This is a genomic window from Streptomyces sp. 2A115 (assembly GCF_052245575.1).
In the GTDB taxonomy this organism is placed as follows: domain Bacteria; phylum Actinomycetota; class Actinomycetes; order Streptomycetales; family Streptomycetaceae; genus Streptomyces.
Window position 1 is genome coordinate 88,331 of sequence record NZ_JBQQCG010000005.1, and the last position, 18,059, is coordinate 106,389.

The window sequence follows — 18,059 nt, forward strand, 5'->3', positions numbered from 1 at the left end:
GCGCCGCGCCCTTGGGCGGTTAGAGGCGGAGCGGGTCACTGCCTTCGGCCCCGTACTGGTGATCCCGGTCGCGAACCCAACTTGGTCCAGGCGGGTCTCGTCGAACCCCCAGAACTCAAAGCAGCCGGAACAGGCCGCCGACCTGCGCCACGCGGCGTCGCCACCGGGTGCCTCGGTCCTACTCGGAATCCTCGCCTCGGACCTGGTAGGTCCTCGTCCAGTTGGCCCCGCAGCGGCAGGACGAGTGCTCCATGAGCTCACCGTTCTCGGTGACTCCGAGACCCCGACTGATGCGGACGTGCACATGCTCGGACATGGGCAGACTTCCTTCCCGCGGGCCCGCCGACCGGGCGACAGGCTGAGAACCACATCCTCTGCGCGCAGAGCAAAGCCTGCATAGGAGCCGCGTCACATTCGCAGAGCAGCGCCCGACAACACCGCAGCGGTACGAGGACGGCCGCAAGGCGGTGACCTCGCCGGGACCGGACTCCGTCGTCGAGCACATGCCGGTCGGTCCGTGCACCGTTCCGGCATCACCTGTGCCACGACGGCTCTGGACAGCCCACCGATCGTGCTCGCCTTCGGCTGCTGTCGCCCCGGCCGCTCGGCCACCCCGGCGAGCCTCAATCCGCCACGCTGCTGTCCCCGGCCCGTGACAGGCGTCCGAGGTGCGGCGGCCCGGCGCTTCCAGTGGCACAGTGGCGGTATGTGCGGTCGGTACGTCTCCACCCGCAGCCCGGAGGACCTGGTCCAGCTGTTCCGGGTCACCGACTGGCGCCCGGAAGAGACGCTGGCTCCGAACTGGAACGTCGCCCCGACCGACGATGTGTGGGCCGTCCTCGAACGCACGCCCCGCGACAAGAAGGACACCGCGTCGGTGCGGAGAGAGTTGCGGCCGCTGCGCTGGGGCCTCGTACCGTCCTGGGCGAAGGACACGAAGATCGGCTCCCGGATGATCAACGCGCGGGTCGAGACGGTGCACGACAAGCCCGCCTTCCGCCGTGCCTTCGTCAAACGTCGCTGTCTGCTGCCGGCCGACGGCTTCTACGAATGGCAGCAGGTCAAGGCCAAGGACACGGGCAAGGCCCGGAAACAGCCATACTTCATCCATCCCGCCGAGGAGCAGGTGATGGCACTGGCCGCGCTGTACGAGTACTGGCGCGACCCGGCGGTGAAGCAGGACGACGACCCCGCTGCCTGGCTGATTACCTGCACCATCCTCACCACCGAGGCCACCGACGCGGCCGGCCGCGTCCACCCCCGCATGCCACTCGTCCTCACCCCCGATCACTACGGTGCCTGGCTCGACCCCCACCGCCAGGACCCGGACGAACTGCGGGCACTGCTGACCCAACCCGCGAACGGTCACCTGCGGGCTCGGCTCGTCTCCACCGCCGTCAACAGCACCAGCAACAATGGCCCCCAGCTCCTGGACGAGATCACTGTGTAGCCATACGACAGCCGGCCGAGCCGGCGGCCGTCGGTTCCGCTCTCGTCCGCCACACGTCCCTGCTCCGAAGCGTCATGCCGCACGGTCGCCCACCTCCTTGTCCCCGTCGGGGCCCCCGAGTAGCCCGCGTAGCGCGACAAAACGACCGGCGCGGAGTCGGGATCCCCTCGGAGCCGCACAGGCCGGTCACTTACGAGGTGGAACAAGCAAGGTACGTACGTCTTGGCCGGTGAAGATCAGGCCGTCGGGATGACCGAGGTCGATGGCGAGCGCCAGCTCCTCGTCGGTGGGCCAGTTGGCTGCCAGCAGCCCGAGTTGCACCTGATGGCTGACGAGTATGTCGGGGAGCGCATGGAGCATCCGCTCCACTGACGTGAAGACGGGAACCTTACGGGGTTGCGGTGGACCCTCGATCACCGGAAGCGTCAGGCGGCCGTCCTCCGGGGCATTGTGGGCTACGAACTCCACCGGCTCCGGAACCAGAATGTCGCAGGCGACCAGTGTGTCCAGCGCCGCTTGGTCGTCGGGCGTGCGGTTGAGGTCGTGCAGTGCGTCCTGGGCGGCCGCCATCAGGAGTTCCTCGGGGATGCTGTCGTCGCGCATCGCTTCGTTCCCATCGTGCCCCCGACAGGACCGCCCGGTGCGGGATGCGCCAGGCGGGGCGTTCCTTCACGTCTCCGGTACCCGAGCCTGATCCGCCCATGCGGCGTCTTTGGGTGCAGCAACCGGCTCGTGTCGAGCGGTGGGCCGGATGCCGCGCGCGGGCGCCCCGGAAGCTGAATTGGCTGAGGTCGGAGTCCACTCGAGAGGCATCACTGACGTCTGTACGGGGAATCGGACAGACGTAACGAGAGTCGGCGAAGGAGGTGGCTTTCCGTGGCCACACAGCCGCAACGCATCGAAGAACATCCTGACCTGATGAGCCTGCGCGCCCGGTACGCGCAGGCGTCCGCCAGCCCGGTCGCCCAGGCGGTCGAGGGGTTGATCCTGCTGAGCGGGCTCTACCTCGCGATCTCCCCGTGGATCGTCGGATTCTCCGGCGCGTCCAGCATCACGGTGAACAACCTGATCCTGGGAATCGCCGTGGCCGTGCTGGCGCTGGGCTTCGGTTCCGTCTACGAGCGCACGTACGGCATGGGCTGGGTCGCGGCGGCGATCGGAGTGTGGACGATCGTCGCGCCCTGGGCCGTGACCGGCAACGTCGACACCACCAAAACCGTGACCAGCAACGTGATCGTCGGTGCGGCGGTGATGATCCTCGGGATCGCCACGTCGGCGCTGGGGCGGATGCGCCGCACCTGACGTGACGCCGTCATTCCGGGAGGCAAGGGGAACGGTGTATGGGCTGCGCCGGGTGACCGAACGTTCACCCGGCACGGTTGTGCGGCGCCGCGGCTGTGCTCCGCCACCGATACCGCATGGTGAGGGCTGGTAACCGTCGAGCGTCCGCGCCCGCTGCAGGTGAGGCCCGGGTGAACCGAGGACACCGCCGAGCCAGGGCCGCCGCCTGTTGACCGCGGCCCTGCCGGCCGGGACCTGAGAGCACTTCCTGCGTGCCGTGCCGGGCCCGCGAAACCGGCGGCACGCCGTGTCGGCGGCAGGTCGTCGGGTACCCGGTGAATGCGGCAGGACGCCGCCGACCGGCACCAGGCTCGGAGAGCACCCGGAGAGAACGAGGGCGTCCGGAAGGAGCTGGAGCGATGCCGACGCGACTGATGGACCGGCAGGACGTGTTCCGCCTCGTCGAGCAGGAGATGGCCCAGCTCGTCGAGGTGCTGCCACGCAAGCCCTACGAGCAGGTTCACTTGCCGGGCGCGTTGCACATCGGGCTGCGCGACCTGGACCAGCAGGCTCCCGAACGGCTGGACGCCGGCCGCCCCGTGATCGTCTACTGCGCCGACGAACTGTGCGACATGAGCCCGCGGGCCGCCGCCCGACTCGAACAGCTCGGCTTCCGGGAGGTGTACGACTACGTTCCCGGCAAGGCGGACTGGCTCGCGGCGGGGCTGCCGAGGGAGGGGCAGGCGGCGTCCACGCCGATGGCCGGGGACGTCGCGGACCCAAACGTGCCCACCTGCACCGTCGACCAGCAGATCGACGATGCCGTGGACATGCTCGACGAGACGGGGCGTCGGGTGGGCGTGGTGGTCGACGCCGAGCAGGTGGTCGTCGGTCTTCTCCATCACGAGGACGTGGCCGCCCGCCCCGAGGGCACCGTCGGGGATGCCATGCGGTCCGGCCCGGCGACGGTCCGCGCCGATGAGCCACCTGCGCCGCTGCTGGAGCGCATGAGGCGATCCGGGACGGGGGCCATACCGGTCACCGATCCGGAAGGGCGCCTCATCGGCCTTCTGGAACGCGAACACCTCGAACGCACCGTCACCCACGGGGACGTCACCGAAGGCCAAGGTGTGTGACACGCCGCCGCAGCACTGAGTTCTGGAGAGGAAGGAGCCCAGACCCACGCAGCTCCGAGGGCGCAGGCAGCCCGGGCAGGAACCGGCCGTGCCCCATGAATGCCGTGGATCCAACTCCGCGCAGACGCTCGGGGAGGCACAGTGATCGGCGGCGGCCACACCGGCCACGGCTCGCCTTGGGCCATGACGGGGACTCCCTGCGCTCGCTCGTGGATGACGACCGGCAGTTCGTACGGCTCGTCGACGCGCTGGTGCGGATCCGGCACGATGATGGCGGCTACCAGAAGGTGCGCGAACTGGCCGGCCAGCAGGGCTGAGTTCTACGCCTCGCAGGGGCATGGCGATCAGTAGCGCGACGCAGCGCCATCAGCACGCGGTGCTCGGCCGGCTCGGGGACGGCGCAGACGATGTTGTCGATGCGGGAGACGACCGACACGGCCACCGTCATCCCAACGAGCAGCGAGACGGCCACCATCAGGCGGCTTGCCGTCGGCGGTGTGGCGACGGCGCGGGCGAGGAGTGGGCATGCCGCGCCGGCCGGCCGGTACGACCATCGCCGCGTGGGACCCGGAGCATGTCGCGGCTGCGAACAGGAATGCGGCGATTTGTCGCCGGAGCGACCGACACCGCCGCAGCGACGATCGTGGCCGCAGCCACGGCGGCCATCATCATCCGCGCTGCCGTCACCTTTCGACCTACACAGGATCCAGGGGCAGCCCCAGCGGCATCCTCCAGGGCGCCGGTGAACGTTTGCCCACTGCCGTCACCTGACGCACCCTGGCGTCAGCCTGCCCTGTCTGCGCGCACCACACGCAGGTGTCTTCTCCACGGCCGGCAAGACGGGGGTCGGGACTCGGGGCCGGGCAGTTGCCGAGCGCTTCCATGCTCCCTCAACGACCCAACCCAGCCAGGCAGTCGATACATCACCCATTCGCAGCATTGCTCACGCACAGTGACGCATCATTCGAAGGCTGTCGCCCTCCTGGGCGATGAGGCCCACGCCTCGGCCGGGACCGAAACACGTCACCACACCGCGAATTCCCGGGTGCGCGACCCAGTCCGAGACACCGCTCGACGGCCGGTAGATGGAGATCAAGCTCAGTGCCAGGTTCTCTACCTCTTTGCCGCAGGTCAGAGCCCGGTGCGTATGCGTACTGGCACGAGCGGTCGTTCGGCGAAGCGTCCTCGGAACGCTTCGCCGAACGAGTCGGGTGACCAGAGGCTGAAGAAGGGCACTCAGCGCTGAAGTTGCGCAGGCAGTGCCACCCAGCGACGCGGTGCGCCGCGATCTGCCGCTTCCCGGCCGTCGCTGATCCGCAGGCCGGCCGCGGCGCAGGCATAGGCCAGAGTGTCGGCGCCGTAGGGGAACGTGTGCTTACGCTGCCAGAAACGGAAGCGCCAGTGGGCGGATGGCTCCGGCTCGTCTGGCGGGAGGCCGATCTCCTCGCTCTCGACGACCTCTCCGTCGCGGGCCAGGGTGCCGAACGTCCCGCCCTTGGGGTTGAAGTAGATTCCGTATGCGGTGGTGTCCGCAGTGATCGCCCGCAGCACGGCGCCGTCGCTCGGCATGTACCCGTCCTGTGTGATCACGCAGCCGCCCGGGTCGCCGGGCACGCTTGTCACGCCCACATAGCGGAGGGATTCGTCGTAGTCCGCCGGGTCGAAGGGCGCGTGCTCAGGGTCCGCTTTCGGGCACTGCGCGGGGTCGGCGCCCAGCCGTCGGATCAGCTCGTCCTCGCTCAGCTCTCGCACGAAGGCGATCCCGAGCCCATCGGTCCACAGTTCCCGCTCGCCGAAGGCCGCGATGAGCGCGTCCGCTGCCCGGAAGGAGGCGGCCTCCTCCGTGGGCAGCACCACGGCCTCCGGCAGGCCCGCGACGAGCGGCGCGAGCGACGTGGTCAGCAGGAGTCGGCCCGGCGACCAGGGCCCTGTCTGCGGCGTCCACACATCGGCCCCGGCGTCGATCAGCGCGCGGACGCTGCCCTCGTCCGCGCTGCAGGCGGCGTACCACAGCGGCGTGTGCTCGTCGTCGTCGCGTGGGTCGGTCTCCGCGTTGTGCGACAGGAGCATGACCACCGCCTCCGTCGCCCCTTGTTCCGCCGCCAGGTGCAGCGGGGTGGTGCCGTGCCATCCGACGCGGGCGTCGGGCTGCGCGCCCCCATCGAGCCGGGCCCTGATCAGCGCTGCGTCCCCCCAGTCCCGGTACCCAAGGTGCTGCCAGTCGGCCCGCGGCACGTAGCGCAGGCGCTCTTCCTCCTGACGGCGCAGCTCCTCGCGTTGGCGCCGGGACAGAGGCGGCGCCAGAAAGCCGGGCGGTCCGCTGACCTCCATGCGCGCGAAGGAACTCGGCTGCTCCGACGGATCCGGCGGCTCGATCCCCGGCCAGACCTCAAGTGCCCGCGCCGACGCGGCATGCAGTGCCGCCACGTCGATCGGGGTGTGCGTCTCGGATATGCCCTCGTCCGGCCATTCGACGACCAGCTCCGCCTCGCCGGGTGGTGGGAGTTCCGCCAGATACAGGTCGACGTCGGTCTTGAAGAGGGACCGGCGGGACTGGTGCAGCCCCGGATCCAGCGGAATCAGCCCGATGGCCTGCTGCGTCGCCGCCTCGGTCACCTGCCCCGAGGACGTCGTGAACCGCACCCCCCGCGTCACCGTGCCATCCAAAGAGGTCACCCGGCGGCCGTCGGAGAACAGCAGGCCGACGCGCAGCCCGGACTGCCGGCGTGAGTCCGCACTCTGCCAGCGGGTCTTACGGAAGACCGACAGATGCAAGGTGGCCGCACGCGGCCACAAGGACCATCCCGTCAGCAGCACCCGGGTGTCCGGACCGGCGCCGGCCACCACGAGCTGCGACAGCAGCACCGGCGCAAACCTGTCAACGGGCGGCGCGTACTGCCCGTCGTCCTCTCTCGGCGGTCCCAGCTGGACCAACGCGGTCCGCTCAGCGGCCGGCTCCTCCGGTAGTACTAGATCATCGAAGAATCCCATGCGCCGATCCTGGCAGAGCGGTCTGACACTGCCTCAGCCTCCGCAGCGGAGTTCACGGCAGAGCGTGCAGGCCTCTCGACCGCGTCGGGCGCGCTGCCGTTGTACGTCAGTCACATACCGCATCCCGTTGCAGGCACCGCTGGTCACCTACAGGCCGCGGCCCCGGCGTCCGATCGGCCAGGGTGCCGACAACGGCCGGTCAGCACCCACAACTGGTCTTCCACGATCCACGGCCGAGTCGTCGTACCCCATGGACGGCTGAGTCATCCCGCCGGTCACCGCCCACCAGGAAGGATTCGCAAGATCGTGTTGCGAGTTCTATCTATCTATCTATGGCTTGACCGCGATGCGGCCTTCATCCATGCGGAGGAGGAGGAGTCGGGCGCCCGTCTTCTCCAGGAACTCGTCCACCGCAGACCTCGACCCCTGCCACCAGCCATAGTCGTCGATGAGTAGGACGCCACCGCTGACCAGCCGCGGGTAAAGCTGCTCCAGTTCGTGGCGCGTTGAGGCGTACCAGTCGGTGTCCAGCCGCAGAATCGAAATCTGCTCGGGGGCCTCGGCGGGAATGGTGTCCTCCACCAGTCCCGGGACGAAATGGACGCGATCCGCGGGGTACGGAACCCGTTGAAAGCCATCTTTGACGTCGTCCAACGTCGCGACGGCCCAGATAGGGCGGCTCCTGTCCTGTCTGGCGAGCAGATCCGCGGCGGATTCGCCGTCCCGGCGAAGGTCCTTGTCGGTGGGCGCAGGCATGCCTTCGAACGTATCGAAGAGGTACAGGTGCCGCTCGGTGTCGTGCAGGCTGAGCAGGGTGCGGGCGGCCGCCTGCATACTGCCGCCTCGCCACACCCCGCATTCGACGATGTCACCGGCGATGTTGTGCCGACTGACGTAGCGGGTGGCCAGGATCAGGGCATTGAGTCGTTCGGGTGAGGTCATCGTGTAGGGAGACACAGCCCGAATGACTTCCGTGGCCGTGTCGTCGTAGTCAGCGGGGAATTTTGGGGCAGCAACCGGCTCCGACCGTTGTGGAGACCTCTGCGGGACCCTCTGCGGGGACACCGCGGGTTGCGAGCGACGGAGTTCGTGGCCGGTGAGCCGCCTCAAGGTCGCATTGACATTCTTACGCCATGCCATGGAAGCAACGTACCGAACCGGGAGCCGGCGAGCGCGGCAGCCGGGCCCGTCCGGGAAGCATGAGCGCTTTCAGCGTGGCCACTGATCGGCTGACGGCGATGGTGTCCTGCACTGACCAGCGGCCGCGCGGACCGTCCGGGAGGTGGGCGGGATCCCGAAACCGGTGACCCGCGATGCGGCTGAGCTTGCGTCCATCCACGGCGAACTCGACAAGCTGGGGGCGTCCCAGCACGGCGTGAGGTGTCGAGGCCGGGACAGGCCCGGGCCTCCATCAGAGCCGGAACGGCTCCCCAGCGGAGCCTCCTTGCTTCTAGGATCGGGCCATGAGCAGGACCGACCGCGCCAGCCGGGTGATCGCGGCACCACCGGCGACCGTCTACGGCGCCCTCCTCGACCGGGAGTCGCTCGAGGCCTGGCTGCCGCCGGACGGCATGCGCGGACGGGTCGAGCGGTGGGATCCCTGGCCTGGTGGCGGGTTCCGGATGGTGCTCACCTACCTCGACCCCACCGACAGCCCCGGCAAGACCTCAGATGCGACGGACGTCGTCGACGTCGGGTTCGCCGACCTGGTGCCACCGGAGCGCGTGGTGCAACGGGCGGTGTTCGAGGCCGACGACCAATCGTACGCGGGCACCATGACAATGACCTGGCACCTCGCAGCCGACGGTGACGGGACCGAGGTGACCGTCACCGCCACGGACGTGCCACCCGGCATCGACCAAGCCGTCCACGAGGCCGGAATCGCCTCCTCGCTGGCCAACCTGGCGTCGTACGTCGAGGCGGCAGGCTGACTCAAGTCGGCTGAGCCCGGGCCCGGCCACGATCACCCCGGCGAAGAGTATGGCCTCCAGGTCGTGCGCCGGCGCCGCGGCCTGGCGACCACAAAGCTCGCCACCGAACACGTCTACCTGATCACCAGCCTGAGCGTCTTCCGCCAGGACGGTGAGACCAACATCGCTGCCGCCCTCCGCCGCACCGGCCGTGACCACCCGCCGCCCGCGACTGGCCCTGGGCCGGGCATGACGAACCCGGACGCATCGCGGTCAGCGGTGCCCCCGGGGGGAACGACAGGCGGCAACAGCCGTTTGTCCTGGTCCGCGCTGATAGGCGCTCGCCGCGCGGAAGAACGCCTACCAAGAGCGACTTCGCCCCGGACTCACCGATCCGTCAGTGGACGGAATTCCCGGCCATGGCCGCATGAGAAGCCACTGGACCATGACGAGCCACTGGACTAGGACCGCGCCTCGGACTCCAGCGGCCGTGGCTCGGGCAGCGCGGGTGCGTCCGGGCCGTTGCCGGTGAGGCGCATCGCCGCGTAGGCGCCCAGGTACAGCGCGGCGACGATCAGCAGCAGTGTCTGATAACCGGTCAGCAGGGCGAGGTACTCCAGGGTGCCGCCGGTGAGGGCGCCGAGCAGGTTGGCGCCGAAGGCGGCCGTGGGGTCTGGGGCGGAGGCCAGCCGGTCGGAGAAGACCAGGTTGGCGCAGAAGATCGGCGCGAAGGCGAGGGCGATCGCCGCGGCGAGCCGTCCGGCGAAGGGCAGCGACAGGACGGACTCGGCGGGGACCAGCCAGGCGACGGCCAGGGTGGCGAGCAGGACGAGCGTCATCACTGGTTGGTTGAGCCGCCGCATCCGGCGGCGCACTTCGACGCCCGCCAGCACGGCGAGCAGTACGCCGATGAAGACGAGCGCGTTGACCAGCCAGGTGGTGCCGAAGTACAGAGCGAAGCCGATGACGCTCTTGGTCTCCAACAGCATGAACGCGGCGCCGAGCAGGAACATGTCGGCATAGCGGACGGTGCGTCGGACGCGGACTCCGGCGAGGCGCACGGACAGGACGGTGACCAGCAGGATGGCCCCGAGTGCGCCCAGGTAGAGGCTGGGGACGGTGCGGTGCAGCAGATAGGGGAAGGGGTGGTCGTCGGTCGCGGGCTCCGGGACGGGGCCGCTGGCGTGCCAGATCTTCCCGCAGGTCTGGTCGGCTGTGGTCCGGCCGGCCACGAAGACGGCTTTTCTGCCGCCGTATTCGGTCATGCAGGGGGCGTGTCCGAACACGGTGGTGAGATCACCGGCGAATCGGTCGATCAGCCAGTCCTGGCGATAGTAGTTGTACATCGTGAACGCGCCGTGCGGGGACAGGTGTTCGTGCGCAGCCTCGAATGCCTCCCGGGTGAACAGGTAGCTCTCCAGACGGAGATTGCTCGCGCCGGACACGAGCGTCAGTGAGTCCGGCAGCGCGAGGACGATTAGGTCGTAGCGGGCGTTGGTCCGTTCGAGGAATGCGCGGCCGTCATCGATATGGGTGTGCACCCTGGGGTCGTCGTACGGCTTTTCGGGATGCAGCCGCGCGCCGATCTCCCGCAGCTTCGGGTCGATTTCGACGGCGTCCACGTGCTTGGCCCCGTGGGCCAGCGCGACGGCCACGTCGTTGCCGTTGCCGGCGCCGATGATGAGGACCCTGCGGTAGGGATTTCCGGGGGTCTCGCGGTAGGGCTGTTCGTACGGCGAGCCGGCCTTCATCAGGACACTGAGCGGCGCGATGCTCTGGTGCGGGACGCCGTTGGCGGAGATCTTGTAGTCGCGGGTGCTGCTGCCGGCCGGGGGCCGCTTGACCTCGATCTTGTAGTACGGCGACCAGGAGACGCCCTGCGCCGCCGACTCGAAGGCCAGGACCGCCACCATCGCGGTGAGTGGTACGGCGTAGCGCACGCTGTTGCCCCGTCCGCCGAGCACGAGCATGGCCAGTCCGGCGATGACTCCCCAGGCGACCGAGGGGGCGCTCAGCCAGGACAGCAGGGCGAACGCCACGGACCCGGTGAGGGCACCAAGGAGGTCGTACTGGTACGCCTCCAGGGACGGCAGCTGCCGGAACAGGTCCGCGGTGATCTTGCCGATGGCTGCCATGACCACTGCGGCCAGCAGGAACACGACCGGGAGAGTGACCCATTCCGGAAGTCCCGTGGTTTTCACGGCGGTGAAGTAGATGACCTCATCGCTGGTCTGCTGCACCTGGACCGGGAATTCCCGTACAAGGACCACGAGGACGGCCAGCGGTACGGGCGCCCAGCGTTTCAGCCACTGCCCGCGGCGGGCCGGAATGAGGAATCCAAGACCGATACCGAGGAACGATCCGAGGAGAATGAAGTTCGAGAAGTAACTCAGATGGACGATGTTGGCGCCCGTCCAGCGGATAAGCGCCAATTCGACGAACAGCATGGTCGCGCTGGCCAACAGTAGTCTTCCGCGGATTTCCCAGGCACCAGTGCGACATTCCATGTCCCGAAAGGTGCCACTTTCGCCGCGACGAGTCGAGCACCCGCGCGTCCGGCCCGGTGGCCTTCCTCCATGCTGACCGGCCGGACGAACACACTCGGTCCACGCCCCAGGACCACCTCGAGATCAGTTCCTGGAGGCGGTCTGCCGACCACCAGTCGGCCCGTCGATGACCCGGCCACCGATGCGAGCCGCCCCACGGGCTCGCCTGGTGGCCGGACCTCAGGGCGCGAACCGGGCGTGTTACGCCACGGCATCGAGGATGCTGTGCGCGTTTTCTCCTGAGGCGACGCCCGGCAGCTTCAAGTCCGCCCGGTGTGGCAGTTGTTCGCACCCGCTTGCCGTGCGCTGCCGGGCGCCGTGGCGCATCACGGGCATGTCGAGGTCGATCAGAGGGGGCAGGACCGGGTTGATTGGGCGTGTCGGGGACGAGGGCCTCGCACAGCAGGACACGGCCGCCATCGTTCGTCGCGGCTGGGCAGCCGGCCGGGATCCCGACAGCCTGCTCGTCGCCCCAGCCACGAAAGTTGGCGAAGCCCTCCCCCAGCAGTACGCGGCACTGTTCGCCCTTGCGGTACGGGCCCCCGACCTCGGCCCCTTCCCACGGTCGTGGACATGGCGGCGGACAGGGCGCCTTGCTCACAGCACTCTGTCCGGGCATCCCACGGGCCGTGGAGTTCTCGTCCGGCAGAGCGTGACGGAACTGCTTGTTGCCGGCAACCCCGTCCGGTTCGAACCCGCGCACACGGCTCCGGAGCACCCTCGGTAGTCGCCTGCCGCCGGCCCCGCGGACGGGCACGCCGGGGAGGACTGCGCCTGAGTAGGCGTACTCAGGTTGATTGTGTCGCTCGGCTCTGTCGCGGTCGGTCCGCGTTCCCCACGATGGGATGGCTCCACCCCGTCGAAAGAAGGTGCTTATGGCCGGTGTCCTGCAGCTGCGCGCTGCCACTCCGGAGGATCTCGAGTGGATCCACGAATTACGTCACCGGGTGTACGCACAGGAGCTGGGCCAGCATGCGCCGGATCCGTCCGGGCGGCTTCGCGACGGGCTGGACGGCGACAACGTCTACCTGGTCGCGGCGCGAGGCGCGGCCCGAATCGGCTTCATCAGCCTGACTCCGCCCTGGTTGGGACGGTATGCGCTGGACAAGTATCTGACCCGCGATGAGCTGCCGCTGCTGACCGAGGACGATCCGTTCGAGGTACGCATCCTCACCGTTGAGCCGCGCTGGCGGGCCACCGCGGCGGCACCGCTGCTGATGTACGCGGCGCTGCGCTGGATCGCCGCCCGGGGCGGTCGTCGGGTGGTGGCGATGGGGCGCGCCGAGCTGCTCGACATGTATTTGGCCGCCGGACTGCGCCCGGTCGGCCGTACCGTCCACAGCGGTGCGCTGACGTTCGAGGTGCTGACCGGCAGCGTGACCGAACTGATGAAGGGCGCGATGGACCGTCACCGCTCCACGCTGGAGCGTCTGGGGTCCGAAGTGGACTGGCGACTGGACGTGGCGTTCGCACCCCGGCCGGACGGCTGCGAGCACGGCGGCGCCTCGTTCACCGCCATCGGTACGGACTTCCGCAGCCTGCACCGGCGCCATCAGGTGGTCGCGGCCGACGTGCTGGACGCCTGGTTCCCGCCGGCCCCCGGGGTGCGGGCGGCGCTCGCGGAGGATCCGGCCTGGGCCGCCCGGACCTCGCCGCCGGCCGGTGCCGAGGGCCTGCTGGCGGAAATCGCCAAGGCCCGGGCGCTTTCGGCGGAGACGCTCGCGGTCGGCGCCGGTTCATCCGATTTGATCTTCAGGGCGTTCGGCCGGTGGCTGACCCCGGAGAGCCGGGTGCTTCTCACAGACCCGGGCTACGGCGAGTATGCCCACGTCACGGAGAGGGGGATCGGATGCCGGGTCGACCGGTTCAGGTTGCGTCGCGAAGACGGCTGGCGGATCGATCCGGCCCGGCTGTCCGCTGCCGTTGGATCCGGTCGCTACGACCTCGTGGTGGTGGTCAACCCGAACAACCCCACCGGACGCCACGCGCCGGCCGCCGAGCTCCGCTCCGTAATCGCCGCCGCGCCGGCCCGAACCCGCTGGTGGATCGACGAGGCGTACCTGGGATATGTCGACCAGACCGAGTCGCTCGTCGGCCTCGCCGCGACGGACCCGCGGGTAGTGGTCTGCAGCTCACTGTCCAAGATGTACGCCCTGTCCGGTATGCGGGCCGCGTACCTGGTGGCCGAGCCGACCACCGCGGCGCGACTACGCCGATGGACGCCGCCCTGGCCGGTCAGCCTCCCGGCGCAGCTTGCCGCGGTGGCAGCCCTGCGCGACCCGGCCTACTACAGCGACTGCTGGCTTCGCACCCACGCGCTGCGCGGGCAGCTGGCCGCCGACCTGGCCGGGCTGGATGAGGCCCTGGTGGTTGAGGAGGCCGTGGCGAATTTCCTGACCGTGACCCTGCCATCCGGCGGGCCGAGTGCCGCACAACTGGTGAACGAGTGCCGTCGCCGCGACGTCTACCTGCGCGACCTGTCGCCATTGTCGTCGGAATACCAGGGGCGCGCCGTGCGCATCGCGGTCAAGGACAGTGCCGAGAATGCGCTCATTGTGGCCGCCTGTCAGGCCGCCCTGGACGTGCTGCGACCGGGTTCGGCCTCGCTCGTTTCGATGCCTGAGGGCGTTCCCGCCGCTGGATCCGCTCGGTGATGACCGTGGCTTCTCTGGCGCCCTACCTCGGTGGGGCGCTGGCGCTCGGCGGCATCGCGGTTGCGGTGTCCCGGCGCCGTGAGTTGCTGATCCGGTGGTGCGCCTGGGCGGTCGGAGTGCCACTGGTCACCGGTGCGTTCTGGCTGGGCCGCCCGGGTGCCGCGGCCATCGCCATCGTGGTCGGGGTGATTGCGGTGATGGAGTTCGGCGGGCTGATGCTGCTGGGCTGGGTGGACCGGGCCGTGCTGGCCGCGGCAGTGGCAGGCGTGGTGCTCGCTGCCTGGCTGGCGCCCGGACAGGAGCTTCGCGCGGTCGCGATCGGGGCGCTCGCGGTGGCCGCGGTGCCGCTCTTCGCCGGCGACGCCGACCACGGCCTGCGCCGGCTCGGCGCCGGCCTGCTCGGGCTGGCCTGGCTGAGTGTGCTGGCCGCGCTGGTCGTGCTCGGGGCGAACGCACTCGCGCTGTTCGTGGCGGTCTCGGTCGCCGACATCGTGGCGTACTTCGCCGGTCAACGGCTGGGCGGGCCGCGGCTGTCGCCACTGTCGCCGGCCAAGCGGTGGAGCGGGACCCTGGCCGGGGCCGCCGCAGGCCTCGGCGTGCTCGCCGTGCTGTCCGCGCTGAGCTGGCCGATGGCGGTTGCGGTGGCGGTCGGCGGCCCGGTCGGCGACCTTCTCGAATCCATGATCAAAAGAGGTGTGCAGACGAAAGACGCCGGCCGCTGGCTACCCGGCTCCGGCGGCCTGCTGGACCGGATCGACTCGCTGCTCATCGCGCTGGCTGTCCTGCTTGTCCTGCGCTGACCCTCATCCGTCCTCGGCCGGGCAGCGGACAGTGTGACGAAGGACCGAGGCCGATGCGTGAACCTCTCCAATGAAGGCGGCGCTCACACCCAGGTGGCGCATCCGTTCGCAGCAGCGGCTGATCAGCCGGGAGACGCGCATCTGGGAGATGCCGAGTTGTTCGGTGATGCGCCTTGGGGGCGTGTCGTCGTCGAAGAATCGCATGCGGAGGATGTTCCTTTCGCGTTCGGGCAGTTGGCGCAGGCGAGGGCCTGACGGCCTCGCGGCTGATGACCACGTCGAGCGCGGGGGCGGGGGAGTCGAGCGCGTCGCGCGGCGAGTATCCGTCTTCGCTGCACGGGAGTTCAGCGTCGAGCGAGAGCGCCGTGAAACTCTCCAGTGCCTTCAGCGACTTCAGTGCCTCCAGCCCGACCAGCACGTCGCGGGCTCACGTGGTCGTGCCCGGCGATCTCGTCAACTTCCCGTGCCTGAACGGAGTGGGCAGGCATCGGCGGCGGGCGTCTGAGGGCGGCGTAGGGCCTGCCTGGGGCGGGCAGGGGGACCGCACCGTGCGCGCAGCGTCCGGACGACGCGCGCACGGCATGGGTCGTCGCGCGCCGGGGCCGTACGACTTGACTGGGGATCCGCTGCTTCGGCACGGCGAGCGGCCGGTCTGTCCGCATTCGAAGCGGTTCTTCGTGGCACTTGCAGTGTTATGGCGCGAGGAAGGTGTGCGGTGGACGCGGTGCGCGGTGAGGTCCTGTCGGTGGGGCGAGCGGTGCGGCGTGCCTGGCTGCGGCCCGGACGTGAGCGGGACCTGGCGGTGCAGTCGCTCAAGGCGGCGCTGGCCGCCCTCGTGGCGTGGATGATCGCGGGTCGGTTGCTGCACGCGCCGCTTTCTTTCATCGCCCCCTGGGTGGCAGTCGTCCTGGTGCGCTCCACGGTCTATCAATCGGTTGCGCAGGGTCTGCAGCAGCTGGGCGCAATCGCCCTGGGGACGGTGCTGGCCACGGCCGGTGGAATGACGCTGGGCAACCCGACACTGGCGCTGGCTCTGGTGCTGCCCGCCATTCTGTTGTTGGGCAACTGGCCAAAGCTGGGTGATCAGGGCCTCAACGGTGCAACCGCGGTTCTGTTCACGCTCACCTTCGGCCATCCGAGTGTGGACACAGCGGTCGCGCGGCTGCTGGAGTCGCTGCTCGGAGCCGCGGTGGGAGTGGGGGTGAACATGTTGATCCTGCCCCCGGTGTTTCTGCGCAGCACCCACAAGGCCGTGGGTGCGGTGACCGACGAGGCGGCGCGGACGCTGACCGCCATCGCGGACGGCCTGTCCGACTCATGGGGTCACCCCCAGGCCCGTGACTGGGACGGGCGGGCCCGTCGGCTCTTCGGCCTCATCGGGCACGCGCGATCGGCTCTGGAACGCGGCAAGGAGAGCGTCCGGCTCAATCCGGACCGACGGCGCCGCGCGGAGCTGGGGCGTCTGCAGGACTCCTTCGAGCACACCATTCATGTGCTCGAGGAACTCGCCGATTACCTCAGTGACCTGACCCGCACGCTGAAAGAGGCGTCGGACCACCGCTCTGACAGGCCGCGCCCCGACGGAGGGGTAATTGCCCTGTACGCACAGTTCCTGCGCCACGTGGCCACCGCAGTGGACGCGTACGGCTGCGTTGTCACCGACGACAGCCGGGCGGCCCGGAGGCGTGTGCGCCGGGCCGTTGATGAGATCCGCGCCTGTCAGCAGGACCTGCGTGACGTCGTGTCCCGGAAGGGCCCCACCGATCTGGAGGGGATGGCCCTGTACGGGTCCCTCCTGGTCGACGCCGGCAGGGTCACCGATCACCTGCTCACACAACCTCCCCACCTGAACCATGACTCTGACCCGTCCCAGTGACCGTCTGCCGCCGAACCGATGACGGAACCAGGTCGGCCCCTCCCGCTCCCGCCAGCCCGACTTCAGCCGCTTCCCTGTTCCCAGCAGGACGGATGCGCCCGCCCGGCGGTCGCCCTTTGACCGGGTGGGCGGGGGTGGTCATCGCTGTCACTTCAGCCGGATCTCCCGGGGTTTGTGAAGGACGGTGGTGGGACTGGTCCCGGCGTCAGCTCTGAGACGGCGAGGTGCTGACTTCGTGCAGGATTTCGATGACCTCGTCGTCGCTGACCTGGTCGAAGTCGTCGTACCACTGGCCGACCGCCCAGAAGTCCGGTGGTTGGTGAAGGCAGACGAGGTCGTCGGCCTCAGAGCGCATCGCGGCGGCAGAGTCGGGAGCGCAGACGGGCACGGCGAGGATCAGGCGGGCGGGGCCCCGGCGGCGCAGGTACCGGAGAGCGGCGCGTGCGGTGGCCCCGGTGGCGAGCCCGTCGTCAATGACGATCACGGCCCGGTCCTTGACGTCGGGCGCGGGGCGGTCGCCCCGGTACAGCAGTTCTCGGCGGTGCAGTTCGTTCCGCTCGCGGGCCACGTCCGGGCTGAGGCGCTCCTCGGTCAGGTCGAGCATCTCCAAGGCGCGCCGGTCGAAGAGCGGAGGATCGTCACCGACGATCGCGCCGACTCCGGTCTCGGGGTGGCCAGGGACACCGATTTTCCGTGCGACCAGCACATCCAAGGGTGCCTTGAGGGCTCGGGCCACCTCGGCTGCCACCGGGGCGCCTCCTCGGGGCAGCGCCAGCACGACGGGGTTGACGAGATCTCCGTCGGCCGCCCACTCCATCAGCCGGACGGCGAGTTCCTGGCCGGCGTGGCGACGGTCGTGAAATCGCATGATGCCTGCCTTCCTCTTGCGAGGGGATGTGTGTGATCCGGTCGGTGAGCTGTGTATGCCGGATGTCCAGTGGTCACCGCGCCGCGGGGCCGGCTGAGAGGGTGCCGGATGCGGGGGACCGGGACGCGTCCACAAATGCCGCTAGGACTTGGTGTCGGGCTCGTTCCGGCGTGTCTCGTACTCCTTGTGGCCGTTGGGGCAGGAAGGGATTTTGTCGCCCTGCTTGACGTGGACCTTCTCGCTGCAACTGGCGCAGTAGAAGTCCCCCGTCTTCTGCGCCTTCTCACCGGCCTTCGCTGTCATCGCTCGCTCATCTCCAGGTTCGTCGCTTCTTCAGACCTGGCGCGACCGCCCCCTCGTCCGAGCCTCCGAGGACGACCTTTGTCCAGCCCGCTTCCCGCCGGTCGAAGCGGCGGTTCGCCTCGACCGGCTCGGGCACCTCTTCCAGGCGTACGTTCCCGACCCCGTGCCACACGACAGCCTTCATGCGGATGCTCCTTCATCGATTTCCGGCGAAGAGTCCCGTCCCGGCAGTCAGCCACCCAGT

At 69.4% G+C, this 18,059-nt stretch carries 16 protein-coding genes and 1 pseudogene; 8 read left to right on the forward strand and 9 right to left on the reverse strand.

The window, feature by feature from the left end:
- Nucleotides 1–178: 178 nt before the first annotated feature.
- Nucleotides 179–316 carry a hypothetical protein gene (locus ACTWQR_RS06490; protein ID WP_443225937.1) on the reverse strand — a complete coding sequence of 46 codons (138 nt, stop codon included), beginning with the start codon at nucleotides 314–316 and terminating at the stop codon, nucleotides 179–181.
- Nucleotides 317–706: 390 nt separating this feature from the next.
- Between ACTWQR_RS06490 and ACTWQR_RS06495 the strand changes: the two genes are divergently transcribed.
- On the forward strand, nucleotides 707–1,450 hold the full coding sequence (locus ACTWQR_RS06495) for an SOS response-associated peptidase (protein WP_443225938.1): 744 nt from the start codon (nucleotides 707–709) through the stop codon (nucleotides 1,448–1,450).
- 186 nt (nucleotides 1,451–1,636) lie between these two features.
- Here the strand turns inward: ACTWQR_RS06495 and ACTWQR_RS06500 are convergent, their stop codons facing one another.
- Nucleotides 1,637–2,053: an SseB family protein gene (locus ACTWQR_RS06500; RefSeq protein ID WP_443225939.1), complete on the reverse strand. Its 417-nt coding sequence runs from the start codon at nucleotides 2,051–2,053 to the stop codon at nucleotides 1,637–1,639.
- A gap of 273 nt (nucleotides 2,054–2,326) precedes the next feature.
- Here ACTWQR_RS06500 and ACTWQR_RS06505 point away from each other — a divergent pair, with 273 nt between their 5' ends.
- The 3 genes from ACTWQR_RS06505 (at nucleotide 2,327) to ACTWQR_RS06515 (ending at nucleotide 4,184) form a co-directional block, all read left to right on the forward strand.
- Entirely contained in the window at nucleotides 2,327–2,752 is a 426-nt protein-coding gene (locus ACTWQR_RS06505) for an SPW repeat protein (protein ID WP_443225940.1), read from the forward strand.
- Between the two features lie 398 nt (nucleotides 2,753–3,150).
- Entirely contained in the window at nucleotides 3,151–3,867 is a 717-nt protein-coding gene (locus tag ACTWQR_RS06510) for a CBS domain-containing protein (protein WP_443225941.1), read from the forward strand.
- A 176-nt stretch (nucleotides 3,868–4,043) separates the two neighbouring features.
- Nucleotides 4,044–4,184 (forward strand): hypothetical protein, encoded by a 141-nt coding sequence (locus ACTWQR_RS06515; RefSeq protein WP_443225942.1) that lies wholly within the window; start codon nucleotides 4,044–4,046, stop codon nucleotides 4,182–4,184.
- Between the two features lie 919 nt (nucleotides 4,185–5,103).
- Here the strand turns inward: ACTWQR_RS06515 and ACTWQR_RS06520 are convergent.
- Both ACTWQR_RS06520 and ACTWQR_RS06525 read right to left on the reverse strand, forming a co-directional pair.
- Entirely contained in the window at nucleotides 5,104–6,858 is a 1,755-nt protein-coding gene (locus ACTWQR_RS06520; protein ID WP_443225943.1) for an ankyrin repeat domain-containing protein, read from the reverse strand.
- Nucleotides 6,859–7,188: 330 nt separating this feature from the next.
- Nucleotides 7,189–7,998, reverse strand: coding sequence for a TylF/MycF/NovP-related O-methyltransferase (locus ACTWQR_RS06525; protein WP_443225944.1), 810 nt, complete (start codon nucleotides 7,996–7,998; stop codon nucleotides 7,189–7,191).
- A 323-nt stretch (nucleotides 7,999–8,321) separates the two neighbouring features.
- Here ACTWQR_RS06525 and ACTWQR_RS06530 point away from each other — a divergent pair, with 323 nt between their 5' ends.
- The gene (locus ACTWQR_RS06530; protein ID WP_443225945.1) at nucleotides 8,322–8,789 is read left to right on the forward strand and encodes an SRPBCC family protein; all 468 of its coding nucleotides are present in this window, start codon (nucleotides 8,322–8,324) and stop codon (nucleotides 8,787–8,789) included.
- A 440-nt stretch (nucleotides 8,790–9,229) separates the two neighbouring features.
- On the opposite strand, the gene ACTWQR_RS06535 is transcribed toward ACTWQR_RS06530, so the two are convergent.
- Nucleotides 9,230–11,230 carry a spermidine synthase gene (locus tag ACTWQR_RS06535; RefSeq protein WP_443225946.1) on the reverse strand — a complete coding sequence of 667 codons (2,001 nt, stop codon included), beginning with the start codon at nucleotides 11,228–11,230 and terminating at the stop codon, nucleotides 9,230–9,232.
- Nucleotides 11,231–12,189: 959 nt separating this feature from the next.
- Between ACTWQR_RS06535 and ACTWQR_RS06540 the strand changes: the two genes are divergently transcribed.
- Entirely contained in the window at nucleotides 12,190–13,968 is a 1,779-nt protein-coding gene (locus tag ACTWQR_RS06540; RefSeq protein WP_443225947.1) for an aminotransferase class I/II-fold pyridoxal phosphate-dependent enzyme, read from the forward strand.
- Nucleotides 13,968–14,768, forward strand: coding sequence for a phosphatidate cytidylyltransferase (locus ACTWQR_RS06545; RefSeq protein WP_443225948.1), 801 nt, complete (start codon nucleotides 13,968–13,970; stop codon nucleotides 14,766–14,768). The genes ACTWQR_RS06540 and ACTWQR_RS06545 overlap by 1 nt, the downstream gene beginning before the upstream one ends.
- A gap of 3 nt (nucleotides 14,769–14,771) precedes the next feature.
- On the opposite strand, the pseudogene ACTWQR_RS06550 reads toward ACTWQR_RS06545, so the two are convergent.
- Nucleotides 14,772–15,189, reverse strand: a pseudogene (locus ACTWQR_RS06550) (sigma-70 family RNA polymerase sigma factor); the annotation flags it as partial.
- Nucleotides 15,190–15,483: 294 nt separating this feature from the next.
- Between ACTWQR_RS06550 and ACTWQR_RS06555 the strand changes: the two are divergent.
- Nucleotides 15,484–16,644, forward strand: coding sequence for an FUSC family protein (locus ACTWQR_RS06555; protein WP_443225949.1), 1,161 nt, complete (start codon nucleotides 15,484–15,486; stop codon nucleotides 16,642–16,644).
- Between the two features lie 205 nt (nucleotides 16,645–16,849).
- Here the strand turns inward: ACTWQR_RS06555 and ACTWQR_RS06560 are convergent, their stop codons facing one another.
- The 3 genes from ACTWQR_RS06560 to ACTWQR_RS06570 all read right to left on the reverse strand — a co-directional run bounded on the left by ACTWQR_RS06560 (nucleotide 16,850) and on the right by ACTWQR_RS06570 (nucleotide 17,999).
- Nucleotides 16,850–17,512, reverse strand: a complete 663-nt coding sequence (locus tag ACTWQR_RS06560) for a phosphoribosyltransferase (RefSeq protein WP_443225950.1) — start codon at nucleotides 17,510–17,512, stop codon at nucleotides 16,850–16,852.
- A gap of 141 nt (nucleotides 17,513–17,653) precedes the next feature.
- Complete coding sequence (locus ACTWQR_RS06565; protein WP_443225951.1) at nucleotides 17,654–17,815, reverse strand: competence protein CoiA family protein; 162 nt, start codon at nucleotides 17,813–17,815, stop codon at nucleotides 17,654–17,656.
- 7 nt (nucleotides 17,816–17,822) lie between these two features.
- Nucleotides 17,823–17,999 carry a hypothetical protein gene (locus ACTWQR_RS06570; protein WP_443225952.1) on the reverse strand — a complete coding sequence of 59 codons (177 nt, stop codon included), beginning with the start codon at nucleotides 17,997–17,999 and terminating at the stop codon, nucleotides 17,823–17,825.
- Nucleotides 18,000–18,059: the final 60 nt, after the last annotated feature.

Bases quoted from the DNA above. Each gene is read 5' to 3' on its own strand.
- ACTWQR_RS06490 (WP_443225937.1), bottom strand. From the start codon at position 316: ATGTCCGAGCATGTGCACGTCCGCATCAGTCGGGGTCTCGGAGTCACC.
- ACTWQR_RS06495 (WP_443225938.1), top strand. From the start codon at position 707: ATGTGCGGTCGGTACGTCTCCACCCGCAGCCCGGAGGACCTGGTCCAG.
- ACTWQR_RS06500 (WP_443225939.1), bottom strand. From the start codon at position 2,053: ATGCGCGACGACAGCATCCCCGAGGAACTCCTGATGGCGGCCGCCCAG.
- ACTWQR_RS06510 (WP_443225941.1), top strand. From the start codon at position 3,151: ATGCCGACGCGACTGATGGACCGGCAGGACGTGTTCCGCCTCGTCGAG.
- ACTWQR_RS06520 (WP_443225943.1), bottom strand. From the start codon at position 6,858: ATGGGATTCTTCGATGATCTAGTACTACCGGAGGAGCCGGCCGCTGAG.
- ACTWQR_RS06525 (WP_443225944.1), bottom strand. From the start codon at position 7,998: ATGGCATGGCGTAAGAATGTCAATGCGACCTTGAGGCGGCTCACCGGC.
- ACTWQR_RS06530 (WP_443225945.1), top strand. From the start codon at position 8,322: ATGAGCAGGACCGACCGCGCCAGCCGGGTGATCGCGGCACCACCGGCG.
- ACTWQR_RS06540 (WP_443225947.1), top strand. From the start codon at position 12,190: ATGGCCGGTGTCCTGCAGCTGCGCGCTGCCACTCCGGAGGATCTCGAG.
- ACTWQR_RS06545 (WP_443225948.1), top strand. From the start codon at position 13,968: ATGACCGTGGCTTCTCTGGCGCCCTACCTCGGTGGGGCGCTGGCGCTC.
- ACTWQR_RS06560 (WP_443225950.1), bottom strand. From the start codon at position 17,512: ATGCGATTTCACGACCGTCGCCACGCCGGCCAGGAACTCGCCGTCCGG.
- ACTWQR_RS06565 (WP_443225951.1), bottom strand. From the start codon at position 17,815: ATGACAGCGAAGGCCGGTGAGAAGGCGCAGAAGACGGGGGACTTCTAC.
- ACTWQR_RS06570 (WP_443225952.1), bottom strand. From the start codon at position 17,999: ATGAAGGCTGTCGTGTGGCACGGGGTCGGGAACGTACGCCTGGAAGAG.